This is a genomic window from Paenibacillus sp. GYB003, assembly GCF_036577625.1.
In the GTDB taxonomy this organism is placed as follows: domain Bacteria; phylum Bacillota; class Bacilli; order Paenibacillales; family NBRC-103111; genus Paenibacillus_AB.
In genome coordinates this window covers 13,652-26,273 of the sequence record NZ_JARBDC010000080.1, presented here as the reverse complement: position 1 = coordinate 26,273, position 12,622 = coordinate 13,652, and the positions used below count along the sequence as shown (strand labels likewise).

General features: G+C 61.8%; 12 protein-coding genes. 4 read left to right on the top strand and 8 right to left on the bottom strand.

Annotated elements, in window-relative coordinates:
* The first annotated feature begins 18 nt into the window (after positions 1 to 18).
* From PV407_RS25540 to PV407_RS25530, 3 genes are read left to right on the top strand one after another with little or no spacing between them, the layout of a single operon-like run.
* Positions 19 to 1,389 (top strand): YheC/YheD family endospore coat-associated protein, encoded by a 1,371-nt coding sequence (locus PV407_RS25540; RefSeq protein WP_332092827.1) that lies wholly within the window; start codon positions 19 to 21, stop codon positions 1,387 to 1,389.
* A 1-nt stretch (position 1,390) separates the two neighbouring features.
* A complete protein-coding gene (locus PV407_RS25535) occupies positions 1,391 to 2,554 on the top strand; it encodes a YheC/YheD family endospore coat-associated protein (protein ID WP_332092826.1) in 1,164 nt (387 codons plus the stop codon).
* 26 nt (positions 2,555 to 2,580) lie between these two features.
* Positions 2,581 to 3,750, top strand: a complete 1,170-nt coding sequence (locus PV407_RS25530; protein WP_332092825.1) for a YheC/YheD family endospore coat-associated protein — start codon at positions 2,581 to 2,583, stop codon at positions 3,748 to 3,750.
* A 120-nt stretch (positions 3,751 to 3,870) separates the two neighbouring features.
* On the opposite strand, the gene PV407_RS25525 is transcribed toward PV407_RS25530, so the two are convergent.
* From PV407_RS25525 to PV407_RS25505, 5 genes are all read right to left on the bottom strand, one after another.
* Positions 3,871 to 4,878 carry a D-alanyl-D-alanine carboxypeptidase family protein gene (locus PV407_RS25525; protein ID WP_332092824.1) on the bottom strand — a complete coding sequence of 336 codons (1,008 nt, stop codon included), beginning with the start codon at positions 4,876 to 4,878 and terminating at the stop codon, positions 3,871 to 3,873.
* Positions 4,879 to 5,116: 238 nt separating this feature from the next.
* The gene (locus PV407_RS25520) at positions 5,117 to 6,061 is read right to left on the bottom strand and encodes a hypothetical protein (RefSeq protein ID WP_332092823.1); all 945 of its coding nucleotides are present in this window, start codon (positions 6,059 to 6,061) and stop codon (positions 5,117 to 5,119) included.
* A 34-nt stretch (positions 6,062 to 6,095) separates the two neighbouring features.
* Positions 6,096 to 7,094 carry a hypothetical protein gene (locus PV407_RS25515; RefSeq protein ID WP_332092822.1) on the bottom strand — a complete coding sequence of 333 codons (999 nt, stop codon included), beginning with the start codon at positions 7,092 to 7,094 and terminating at the stop codon, positions 6,096 to 6,098.
* A 46-nt stretch (positions 7,095 to 7,140) separates the two neighbouring features.
* A complete protein-coding gene (locus PV407_RS25510; RefSeq protein WP_332092821.1) occupies positions 7,141 to 8,052 on the bottom strand; it encodes a helix-turn-helix transcriptional regulator in 912 nt (303 codons plus the stop codon).
* Positions 8,053 to 8,201: 149 nt separating this feature from the next.
* Positions 8,202 to 8,393, bottom strand: coding sequence for a hypothetical protein (locus PV407_RS25505; protein ID WP_332092820.1), 192 nt, complete (start codon positions 8,391 to 8,393; stop codon positions 8,202 to 8,204).
* Positions 8,394 to 8,598: 205 nt separating this feature from the next.
* On the opposite strand from PV407_RS25505, the gene PV407_RS25500 reads away from it, so the two are divergent.
* On the top strand, positions 8,599 to 9,708 hold the full coding sequence (locus PV407_RS25500) for a stalk domain-containing protein (RefSeq protein WP_332092819.1): 1,110 nt from the start codon (positions 8,599 to 8,601) through the stop codon (positions 9,706 to 9,708).
* 52 nt (positions 9,709 to 9,760) lie between these two features.
* On the opposite strand, the gene PV407_RS25495 is transcribed toward PV407_RS25500, so the two are convergent.
* From PV407_RS25495 to PV407_RS25485, 3 genes are read right to left on the bottom strand one after another with little or no spacing between them, the layout of a single operon-like run.
* Entirely contained in the window at positions 9,761 to 10,615 is an 855-nt protein-coding gene (locus PV407_RS25495) for an amidohydrolase family protein (RefSeq protein ID WP_332092818.1), read from the bottom strand.
* A gap of 39 nt (positions 10,616 to 10,654) precedes the next feature.
* Positions 10,655 to 11,746, bottom strand: coding sequence for a sensor histidine kinase (locus PV407_RS25490; protein WP_332092817.1), 1,092 nt, complete (start codon positions 11,744 to 11,746; stop codon positions 10,655 to 10,657).
* Positions 11,736 to 12,431, bottom strand: a complete 696-nt coding sequence (locus PV407_RS25485) for a response regulator transcription factor (protein ID WP_332092816.1) — start codon at positions 12,429 to 12,431, stop codon at positions 11,736 to 11,738. The genes PV407_RS25490 and PV407_RS25485 overlap by 11 nt, the downstream gene beginning before the upstream one ends.
* Positions 12,432 to 12,622: the final 191 nt, after the last annotated feature.

Here is a 12,622-nt window from a genome sequence, read left to right as displayed (position 1 = left end):
CTTTTAGGAGGGTAACTCATGAGTTTGACAACGTGTACTATCCATTTCGCGGCGCGGGGCGACAAGACGGTGTACGCCAGCTCCGCCCTGATGAAGTCGCTTGCGCTGACGGGGACGAAACAGGTGACGCTCAAGCTGGGAAGCAAGACGGCGAACGCTTCGCTCAAAGTCGTAAAAAAAACCGGCAACCATCTGTACATTCCGCTCCCCGTCAAAAACCAGCTGCAAGTGCCGCGAAGCGGAACATGCATGGCCTTATCGAACGGAGCGAAAGAAATCCAGCTCGGGCCGCTGATCGGCATATTGACGAACGGATCTTCCTCGAACCTGTCCCGGCCGTTCGGCTCGCGCTCCGGGCTGATCCGGGATTATATGCGTCCGGGTCACAAAAAGTCGTTCGTATTCGCCTTCGTGCCTTCGGACGTGGACTGGACCGCGAACACCGTCGTCGGCTATTTCATGTCGGAGGGCGGATGGACGCGCAAAACGGTGCCGCTGCCCGACGTCGTCTACAACCGGTTGTCGAGCCGAAAGGCGGAGAAAACGTCGTCGGTCGAGCATTTCAAGGAACGGTTCGTCCGCCGCGGCATCCCGCTGTTCAACTGGAGCTTCTTCGACAAATCGGACGTGTACAATTTGCTGGACGGAGACAAGGAAGCGTTCAAGCACGTGCCCGAATCGCATCTGAACCCGACGCCGGAGCGCGTGCGCGACATGCTGGAGAAGCACCGCTTCGTCTATTTGAAGCCGACGGGCGGCAGCCTCGGCATCGGCATCTACCGGGTCACCTACCATCCGAAGCGCGGCTATTTCGTCCGTTTTCGGCGAAACGGCAAAAACGTGCTGTACCGGTTTCAGCATTTTTCCGGCTTGATGAATTTGCTCAACGCGCGAAGCGGACGGCTGCGCAATTACGTCGTCCAGCAAGGGATACGGCTGATCGAAATCGACAGCTGCCCGATCGACTTCCGGTTCCATCTGCACAAAAACGGCCATAACGAATGGGTCGTCGCCGGAATCGGCGCGAAGAAAGCCGGCAAAGGAAGCGTCACGACGCACGTGAAAAACGGCGGCCAGGTGATGACCCCGGAGCAGGTGCTCGACCGCGTGTTCGGCAGCAAAGCCGACGCGATTTTGCAAAACTCGAAGCAGACGGCGATCAAGCTGGCCGAATCGATCGAGAAAAACAGCCGGCATCTGCTCGGCGAGCTCGGCTTCGACATCGGGATCGACCAGAACGAGCAGGTGTGGATGTTCGAGGCGAATTCCAAGCCGGGCCGGTCGATCTTCAAGCATCCGTCGCTGAAGTCGCAGGGGAAAACGTCGCTCGCCCTCATTTACGAGCATTGTCTGCATTTGAGCAAGTTCAAATCGAGGAGGGAATCTTGAGATGGAATTCTCCTCAACGCTCCCCCTTCATCGGCCGCTGCTCGGCATATTGACGATGGACGATCCGGCGGAGCTGTTCCGCGGCAACCGCAGCAACTTCATCGATTTGATCCGGACCGGCGCCGAGATGGGCGTCTCCGTATGCGTCGTCACGGTCAAAGATTTGAAGCCGGGGCACAAAAAAATAATCGGCTACACGTACGATTCGGCGTCGAAGCAGTGGTCGCAGCAAATCATCGGCATTCCGCGCGTGCTGTACAACCGGATTCCGCAGCGCGAGGACGAAGCGGATCCCGAGGTGCAGCGAACGCTGCAGGCGATCTTGAGGCAGCCGCAGGTGCGCATTTTCAACCCGACCTTTTTCAACAAATGGTCGCTGTTCGAATGGCTCAACAAGGCGAAGACGACGGCGCGCTACATTCCGGCGACGCGCAAGCTGACGGCGAGCCACGAGCTCGAAAGCTTGCTGAAGCTGTACCCGTCCGTCTATATGAAGCCGATCAGCGGCAAAGCCGGCAAAGGCATCATGAAGGCGGAGCGATACGTCGGCAAGCTGGACCGGAAGACGGAATACGCCTTGAGCGTCCAGGAAACGAAGGGCAGCGTCGTTTACAAATATCCGAAGTTTTCGCAGCTGTGGGCGAAAATCAAGGAGGAGATCGGCCGCGAGGAATATATCGCCCAGCAGGGCATCTCGATCGTCAAATACAAGAAGCGGCCGTTCGATTTGCGCCTGCTCGTGCAAAAAAACTATAAGGGCGAGTGGGACGTAACCGGCATCGGAGCGCGGCTCGCCGGCAAAATGAGCATTACGACGCACGTGCCGCGCGGCGGCTCGATCGACGATCCGGAGAAGCTGCTCGCCGCCGCCTTCGGTCCGGAAGGCACGAAGCGCATATTGGGCAGGGCGCGCAAGGCGGCGCTGGCCATCGCGAGACAGGTCGAGAAAAAATCGGGCCATATGCTCGGCGAAATGTCGATGGATATGGGCGTCGATGTCCACGGCGGCATCTGGTTTTTCGAAGCGAACTCGAAGCCGATGAAATTCGACGAGCCGCAAATCCGCAAAAAGTCGCTCGAGCGCATCGTGCAGTATTCGCTTTATTTAATCCGGACGAATCAGGCGAAGACGGGCGGCATGCCGGCCGGCAATCCGAACTCGTAACCTATTCGTAAAAGCAGGTGATCCGCATGGCGGCTGGGCCGACGCTTGGCATCGCAACGATCGACATTCACGACAAGGAGGAACGCAGCTACTTTCGCAAGCTGATCGCGAGGGGGAATCAGCTCGGATTGCGGACGTTCGTCTTTACGCCCGAACATGTGCATGCGGGGAGCAGGCGCATTTTCGCTTACGTCTACGACGCGTCCGCGAACAAATGGGTGCGGGAATGGAAGCCGTTTCCGAACCTCGTCTACGACAGGTGCCGCTACAAGGAGACGGAGCCGTACCGCCGGTTTCGCCGGTTTCGCGACGCCGAGCAGTCGCGCCTCATTTTTTTGAACAGTCCGATTACGCATAAATGGGGCATGCACCAGTTGCTGACGGCGTCTCCGCTCGTCCGGCCTTATCTGCCGGAGACGCGGGTATATACCGATCACGCCGTCCTGCTCGACTCCTTGCAGCGTCATCCGCTCGTCTACTTGAAGCCGATCAACGGCACCGGCGGGCGCGGCATATTGCGCATCGAGCGAAAGCGCGGCGGCCGTCTGCTCGTCCAGGGCAGACAATGGAACCGCCGCATCATCGCGCCGAAGCTCGTGTCCGAAGGCCGGCTCGCTTCCACGCTGGCCGGCTGGAATTTGAAGGACCGCTATTTGGTGCAGCAAGGCATTCTCAACAAGCTGCCGGACGGGCGCGTGAACGATTTTCGGCTGCTCATCCAAAAAAACGGCGGCGGCGAATGGGACATTACCGGCTGCGCCGGCCGGATCGGACCGCGGCAAAGCATAACGTCGAACCTGCACGGCGGCGGACGGGCGGTGCCGATGGCCGACCTGCTGAACCGCCGGTTCGATTCCGAGGAGCGCGCCGAATCGATCCGCAAGGAAGTGTACGATCTCGGCCGGCATACGGCCGTGGCGATCGAAAATCATTTCGGCCCGCTGTGCGAGCTCGGCATCGACATCGCCGTCGATCCGGACGGTCATCCGTGGCTGCTCGAAGTGAACCCGAAGCCGGCCCGCGAAGTGTTCGCGCGCATCGGCGAGAAGGAGACGTACGACAATGCGATATCCCGACCGCTCGAATACGCGCTGTGGCTGTACGACCAGCATCGGAAAAAGAAAGCCGAGTCGCGCGCTCGCGCGCGAAAACCGCTTTCCCCGCGCGTAAGGCGCACGGCCGTCCGCCGCAAGTAAGAGCGCCGGAGCGAAAGCGAATAGGACGGACGGCAAACGGCCGAAAGCCGGGTGGAAACCCGCTTTCGGCCGTTTCGGTTTTACGGGCCGCTTCGGCCGTACACGCCGCTCGGCCGGCCGTCAATGCTTCGCCGCTCCGTTCGCTTCGCCCAGTCCGTATTCCAGCAGCTTTCGCGCATCGGGGTATACGTCCTTGGACGTGGAATGCAGCACGACCGCGATGACCCGCTTCCCCGCCGACGCGGCGGACGACACGAGGCAATAGCCGGCCTCGTCGGTAAACCCGGTTTTGATGCCGGTCGCTCCTTCGAAATAGTTGGCGCTTCCCGGCTGCAGCAGCTGATTCGTATTGGCGAGCGGCAGCTTCGCCGCCCCTCCGGAGCCGTTCGCCACGGTCGCGGCGTAGTCGGTCGCCTGCACCGCCTGGCGGAACAGCTTGTTGTCCATCGCCGCCCTGGCGATGACGGCCATATCCCGCGCCGTCGTGTAATGCCGCGGGTCGTGCAGGCCGCTCGCCGTGACGAAATGGGAGTCGGACGCTCCCGCTTTTTTCGCCCGCTCGTTCATCAGCCCCGCGAACCGGCGCTGCGCCTCCGCGATATCGAGCCGCGGATCGCCGGCCGCCTTGCGCCCGAAATGGACGGCGATCGAGCGCGCCGCGTCGTTGCCGGACGGAAGCAGCGCCGCCTCGACGAGATCGTACAGCTTGATGCGCTGTCCTTGCCGCAGGCCGGCGCGGCTTTCCTCCGGATCTTCGGGATTCGCCTCCGCCCCGATCGTCACGAGCTCGTCCGGCCTGCCTTGCTCCAGGGCGATCAAGGCGGTCAATATTTTCGTCGTGCTGGCCGGATACGCCCGCTTCCGGTCGTTTTTGGCGAACAAGACGTCTCCCGTGGCCGCATCGATGACGATCGCCCGGTCGGCCTGAAGCGCGATGCCCGGCGCGCCCCCGCCCGCGCGCGAAGCGAAGACGTTTTTCGCCGTCGTGACGAGCTTTTCCCCGTTCGCCGCCGCGATCAGGAGGATGACGAAGGCGATGCCCAAACACCCCCGCAAAGCGATGCGGGCCTTTCGAAGCTTTTTCCCCCCGCCTTGCGGGGTCCCCGGGTTACCGGCTGTCTTGCGCATATCGATTCCGTTCCTTTCTTGCGTTGTCGTCTTCCAGTGTAGGGGACAACGTTTAAACGAAAGGGAAGGAATCTTTAACTTTTCCTTAACGTTCTTTAAAAGTCGGGTAAGAAAGTCGCTCGATCGTTAAAACGGCCGATCCGCCGATAACAGAAGTCCCGAACGTCCGCTATTGGGCCGAGCCCGGCGGCATACCGTACGCGCGCGGCGCGAGGCGAGAGGCTGCTTCGCGCTCCGCTCACCTCAAGCCGGTATCGCCGAACCGGTTGCCGATCGACTCCCGCAGCAGCGAGCGGATCGCCGCGATCGCCCGCTCCTCCGCCCGCCTCGCCTTCTCGAGCAGCCGGATCAAGCGAGGCGCGCGCCCGTCCGCCTCCGTCATCGCCTGAAACAGCGCCGCCGCTTCGGCGTACGCTTCGGCGATCGCGCCGCACTCCGCCCAATCGTCGCGAACGGCGGCGGCGTACAGGGCGATTTGCCGCTTGGCGGCCGCATAGCGGCGCAGCAGCTCGCGCGCGCCGCCCGGATCGCATTGCCCGCTGCCAAGCGCGGCGATCGCGGCGTCGTAGGCGTTTTTGCCGCACGCGTATTCCGCTTCCGGGAGCATCGGGTCGTGCGACTCCCATTTGGCGACCGCCTGCATCCACGATTCCTTGACGACTTCCCGGTCGTCCAGCTCGATGATGTCCTCGGCGATCTGGTAATACCAGTACGGCGACTCGTTCCGTCCGAACGACGCGTACGGGATCGCGCCGTCTTCGTCGGCTTTGCCGTCGCTGCAATACAGCAGCGCCTTCTCGTCATCGTAGCCCGTGACGACGACGAACGCGTCCTTCCATGCGATCGCGCCGACGCCGCGATCGATCGATGCCTTGATCGCCGGGACGGCGTGCTCGCGATACAGCGGAAACGTCGCGTCGAACCGGAAGCCGGCTTGCTGGGACGTGACGACGCCGATCAGATCGGCCGCCACGAAATGCTCGGCCATCCAGTTGTATGCGGTCGCCGCTTCCGCCGTCAGCCGGCGATCGACGACGAACCGGAACGCGAACGCGGTCATGCCGGAAAGCATCGGCTTCGACAGCGACGTCCATCCTTTATGGGACAATACCGCATGCAGAGCGTCGACGTACGATTCCGCGTCCGCCGTCATCCGCAGCCCGGCCAGCTTCGCGACTCCCATCTCATCCCCCCCTTTCCCGAGCGGGTCATGCTTCTTATCGCGGCGTATGGGCGCCCCATCTCGGGACATGCGAACGCTTCGCGTCCGGATACCGGGCGGATATGGCGCGGAACCGATCGATCGCGAGCGATTCGAGACGTTCGGCGGCCGCCAGCCCGTCGCAAAGCTCCCCGATGCTCGCCCGGTCCGCCCGGGTGCCGGCGGCCCCGCCCGGCAAACGATCCGCGAGGCCCGCGCCGGTCCGGACGAGATCGCCGTACAGTTCGGCCGCTTCCTCCAAGCCGGGCAGCGTATCCCGGACGTCGCGCAAATAATCGCGAATTTCCGTGCGCGCCTGCACGTACGATCGCAAAATGTAACGGGCGCCCCGCTCGTCGTAGTCCCCCTGCCGCAGCCCGCGGATCAAGTACGCGTAAGCCAGCTTGCCCGAGGCGATGGCGGTGTCCGGCAGCGTCTTGTGCGGCGTATCGTAGTCGCGGACGGCAAGCCGCAGCGATTCGAGCACGGCGTCGGGCAGCCCGATTTCGATTTTCGGGCCGAACGTCCGGCAGTACCAGAACGGCGTGACGTTCAAGCCGAAGTTGTCGTACAGCACGATTTTGCTGTCATCCCCGATCCCGTCCTGCGCGAAAAAGACGCCGTCCTCGTCGTCGTATCCGTGAATGACGCCGAATTCGGGGAGCCAGCAGACGGCCCCGACGCCGCGGTCGAGACCGCTTTTCACCAGCTGCACCGCCTTCCGTTGATAATACCGGAAGGTCGGATGCCGAACCCGACCGCCGTCCCCGATCGTGAATACGCCCAAGTTGTCGATCGCCGGGCGATGCTCGGTCCCCCACTGGCCGTAAGCGGAAACGGACAGCGGCAGCAGCCGCTCGTGAACCGTAAATTTGAACGCCATGCCGCTGAGCCCGGACAGCATATGCTTCGGCCCGTCGAACAGGCCGGCCGCGGTCAGGACGGCGTGCACGGCGTCGGTGAACGATTTGGATTCCCGCTTCATCCGAATGTCATCGAGGAGAACCGTAGACACCGAATCCCTCCTTTCGCCTGCTGCGTCGGCTTGCAGCCGCCCCCCGTCAAGTCGCCGCGTCATCGCCGTTCAACCGGGCCAGCGCCCGTTCGCATTTGTCGCGCAGCATCGTCCGCAGCCATTTCGGCGAAAGCAGCCGCTCCCACTCCGCGACGAGCAAATGCCGGACAAACGAATCGGCGTCGTAAAACGATATCTCGTAAACGGAATCGCCCGCGAGACGCGCCGGAAACCCGTTCCACGCCCCGTTTCCGGGAGGCTGCGCCAGCCTCAGCCGGGCCGTGAACGGCTTCTTCCCCGGAGCCGGCTCGCCCCATCGGTCCGTCTCTTCTCCCGCATAGTCGAACGGCTCCGCCGTTACGACGGCTTCCCGGATTCCGTCGAGCCGGAACTTCCGCTCTTCCCGCAATCGTTCGCAATAAGCGATCGCATAGTCCGCGTTATAGCGTGAGACGAGCTTGAGCGGCCATATTCGCATGCCGGCCGTTTCCCCGTCCTCGTCCCGGTACGTCATGACGACGACGAGCCTCCCCCGGATCGCCTGCGACAGCAGCTCGACGTTTTGGAGCAGCCGCGGGTTCGTCTCGAACACCGGCAGCCGGCAGCCGGCAGCCGTCTCCCCGTCCGCGAACCGTTCGAGCAGGTCCGCGATGCGGGCGACCGACGCCGCATTATCGTACTGATAGCCGCGGTACCGGTGCGCGAGATAGTTCAGCACCCGTTTCTCCTCTTCCGTCATGTACAGGTGAGGCAGCGCATACGTTTTGTCCCCGTAGCAGTATCCGCGCTTTCCCGCCACATAGACGAGCGGGGCGCGCAGCGAATCTTCCATATATTCGATGTCCCGTTGGGCTTGCCTTCGCGATATTTCGAACTGCTCCGCGAGACGTTTGCTGTTCGGATAGCCGCCTTCGCGGATTTGCTGGTCGAACCAGCCGATTCGATGCATGTTGCCCATCCGGCGGTACAAGCTCCTTTGCGGAAAAGTAATGCCATCGTCGTCTTCTTCCTATTACATCATGCGAGAAAGCCGCCTGGCAAGCCGCCCAAGCGGAAACGTCCCGTTCCCGGGCGGGAAGGGACGTTCGTCGCGGGCTCCGCCGCGGATTATGTGGCGGCTGCGGCATCCACCTTGCTCTGATCCGCTCCCGCGCACCGCTTGCATACTTTAAGCGATTGGCCGCCGGACGTCGAGCGCGGATACAGCAGCTTGATCCGGGTGCTGGCGCATATCGGGCAAGTTCCGCGCCCGCGGGAAGGCAATCCCCAAAGCGCGCGTCCCCTTTTCGTTTTCGGCATCGGTTGTCCCTCGTTTCCGTCTTCGTTATTATCCCGTATCGGGTCCCGCCTTATAGAGGCGAGTCCGACACGCCTACATCATAACCGGTGCGATACGACATAAAATGTCGCAGCAAAACGGACGAACCGAAACCGCGCGAATGAACCCCGGGCGATTCGGATTCGTCTTATTCGGGTAAGCAACTGACAGAGAGGGAGTGAACTTATGAACATGCGGCGCATGCGCCGAAACGCGCTGTTCGCCCTGTACGCCGGCGTAACGATCGCGACCGCGCCGGCCGCGGCGGTATTGCCGCCGTCGGTCGCGCACGCGGAGGAAACGTGGCAGCGGCCTCCGCTGACGATCGTGTCCGCAAACTTGACGATCGACGGACAACCCGCCGTCGTGCCGGCCGCGAACGACCAAGGCACTACATACATCGGGCTGCGCTCGTTGAACGAGCGGCTCGGTCTCGCGACCGATTGGGATGCGGACCAACGGAAAGCGACGGTGAGCGGACGGGGACGGACGCTCGTTTTGGACCCGGACAGCGGGTCGTATACGATGAACGGGCAAACGTCGTACGGATCGCCCGCCGTTTTGCAGGAAGGCTCGATTTACGTGCCGCTGCGGTTTTTGCTGGAGCGGATGGGCTACGGCATATCGTACGATCCCGTCACGCGCTTGATCGGCATCGAAACGATCCGGGAAAACGAGCTCGCCGTCCAAACCGCGACGATCGAAGAAACAGGGGACGGCCGGTCGCTTGCGATCCATTACCCGCAGTTGAGCGGTTACGCCAACCCGGACGTGCAAAGCGCCGTCAATGCGTTTCTGAAGCAAGAAGCCGAGGATCAGGCCAAGTGGGGAAAGGAAGAGCTGGCCAAAGCCGCCGACGCGCTGAAGGAGATGCCGGCAGGCGACGGGGAAACGAAGCCCGAAGTCAGCTACGGCGGCGCTTACACCGTGACGTACAACGAGAAAGGGCTTCTCAGCCTTTACGTCGACTATCACTTGTATACGGGCGGCGCCCACGGAATTACGTTCCGGAAGCCGTACACGTTCGATCTGGCGACAGGCAGGACGCTGTCGTTGAAAGAGGCGACCGGCGGGGCGGCCGACTACGTGCCGATCATCAACGACGTCATCCGCACGCATCTTCGCGAGACGGACCTCGCCCTGCTGACGCCGTTCGAAACGATCGAGCCGGATCGGCCCTTTTTCCTGAAGCATAACGGCGTGGTCGTCTATTTCGACCTGTACGAGTATGCGCCTTACGCGGCCGGAATGCCCGAATTCGAAATCCCGTTCGACGCGTTCGCCAAAACAGGATGACGCCGCGTCAAAGCGAAACGCCCGGGCTCGCGAGCCCGGGCGTTTCGTCGGTTTAAGGCACGAGCTTCAACGAATTGCGGAAAAAGATGTCGTCCAGCACCTCGTCCGGAAGCTCCAGCGTCCGGAGAAACTCCTGCAGCTTGTTGTCCCAAATGTCCCGTCCGTACAAGACGCGGTCGCGGAATTCGAGCAAAAACGCCTTGGCGAACGCGGCGTCCCGGGTCAGCGCGTTCAAGCCCGAGCCCGCGGACAAATCGCAGTACAAATTGTCGTACGCGCGCATCATCTCCGTTACTTTGCCGCCGGGCATGACCGGGCCCGTCGGATAGCTGTGGGTCGCATACAGGTCGTCGCCGGAAATATGCGCCCAGAAGCCGGGGCCGTGGCCGAGAAATACCGTATCCGGGCATTGCCGGACCGCCCGCTCGAACGCTTCGATGCCGCCGCCGTACCAATAGCCGGGCGTGGCGTACGGCCCGCCCCCGCCGTGTCCGTAGTTCACTTCGACGACGACCGGCAGTCCCCGTTTGCCGCAATAGCGGAACACGCTCAGAGCGTCGGGATTGTCGTACGTCATCCGCAGCATCACCTCGCCGTAGACGCGGACGCCGTACATCTCGATCGCCGCCTCCAGCTTGTCGATCGCGTACGGCTTGCGCGGATCGGGCGCATAGCCGAGCACGAACCGGTCGGGCGCCTGCTGCGCGCAGGCGAGGCAGTTCGCGAACGGGATCGGCCCGTCCTCGTTTCCCCGCGTCATGCGGTGGTAGGCCGGAGAATATTCGAACTCCGGCGTTTCGAGCGTAAGCAGCCATGTCCGGTCGATGCCGTACTTCCGCATGTTGTCCAAAATCGCCTCGCAGGACATGTTCAAATAGTTCGGATGGTTGTGCGAATCGATAATCACGTTCATTCGCCTCCGTTCTTATACGATCGCGCTCCGGCCTCATTGAAGCGGCAGCACGACCTCGAACACGGTGCGGCTTCGGTCGCTGACGGCCCGGATCGCCCCGCCGTGCAGCTCGACGATTTGCTTCGCGATCGCCAGCCCGAGCCCCGAGCCGCCCGTATCTTCCGATCTCGATTTTTCCACGCGGTAAAACCGGTCGAAAATATGCGGCAAATCTTGCGGCGGGATCGGATCTCCGTAATTGGTCACTTCCGCGACCGCCTCCTTGCCGTTCAGCCGGACGGATACGTCGATGTAGAGGCCGTCCTTGCCGTAGTTGACCGCATTGGCCAGCAGGTTGTCGAACACCCGGGCCAGCTTGTCGCCGTCCGCCTCGATCATCGCCTTGCCCTGCGGAAACGAGAGCCGGATTTCCATGCCGGCCTGCCGCATCTCGTATTGAAACTGGGCCGTCAGCTGGCCGATCATCTCGACCAGGTCGAGGCTCGTCTTTTTGAGCGACAGCCCGCCGCCGCTTAACCGGGTATATTCGAACAGATCGTCGATCAGCGCGTGCAGCCGTTTCGATTTTTCGTACGCGATATGGACGTAGTGACGCAGCTCGATTTCGTCGCGGTACCGGTCCTGCTCGATCAGGCCGAGGTAGCCGGATATCGACGTCAGCGGCGTCCGCAAATCGTGGGACACGTTCGTGATCAGCTCGCTTTTCGTCCGTTCCGCCCTGCGCTCGTCCTCGATCGACGTTTTCAGCTGCTCGGACATTTTGTTCAAATTCGCCGCCAGCTCGCCCATCTCGTCGTTGTAGCGCACCGGGATCCGCTCGTCGAAACGGCCGTCGGCGATCCGCTGAACGGCTTCGGTAATGCGCATCAAATAGACGATCCGTCTGTGGCTGAGCACGAAAATGTACAGGACGAAAAACGCGATCCCGGACACGATCAGGACGAGCGGTACGCCGAACATGTCGCTCAGCCTTCGGGCCAATCCGTAAAAGACCCGAATATTCATTTCGTTCGTAACAAAAATGACGAAAATAACGCCGACGATGCTGAGCGCCGACAGGGCGAGACTCATGACGAACAGGGCGACGAGCTTCCAGCGGAGGCTGTAGAACAGCTTACCGATCAAATTTGTAGCCGACCCCCCATACCGTATGAATCCACTTCTGCCCCGAATCTTTCTCCAGCTTGTCCCGCAGCTTGCTGATATGCACCATCACCGTCGTGAACGTGGGGGAATACGGCTCGTTCCATACGCGCTCGTAAATCGCCTCCGCGCTGAAGACGCGGCCCGGCTGGCTCGCCAGCATATGCAAAATGCCGAACTCGATCGAGGTCAGGTGTACCGGCTTGCCGTCCATCGTCACCGAATGGGTGCCTTTGTCGATCTCGAGCCCGTCGAACGTCATAATGTCCGCGCCGCGGCCCCGGTTCGCCTTCGGATTCAGCCCGTAAGCCCGGCGTATCAGCGAACGGACGCGGGCGAGCAGCTCGAGCGGATTGAACGGCTTCGTCAAATAGTCGTCCGCCCCCGTCATCAGCCCCATAATTTTGTCCATGTCTTCGGCTTTCGCGCTCAGCATCAAAATCGGCACCGTCTGATCGGCGCGAATTTGCCGGCATACTTCCAAGCCGTCCAAGCCCGGCATCATGACGTCGAGGATGACGAGCCGGATGTCTTTCCGCGCCAGCCTCTCGAGCGCCTCCGCACCGTCGAACGCTTTGACGACCTCGTACCCCTCGTTGACCAAATAAATTTCGATCAGGCCCGCTATCGCCCGATCGTCGTCGACAATCAGTATCGTATCGTTCAAATCCGAATGCCTTCCTTTCCACCTCCGCTTTCCTGTATCATACGCCAAACCGGAAGGGAGCGGCAACCGCCGCGACGGCTGCGACGCATCCGGCCCGCCCGCCGGCGCGGAACGTTTCGGCCGCGCTTGACGGGCTCCTACGTTTCATTATAAACGTTTTTTACGGAAAATTATTTTGCATCGCGGAAAAA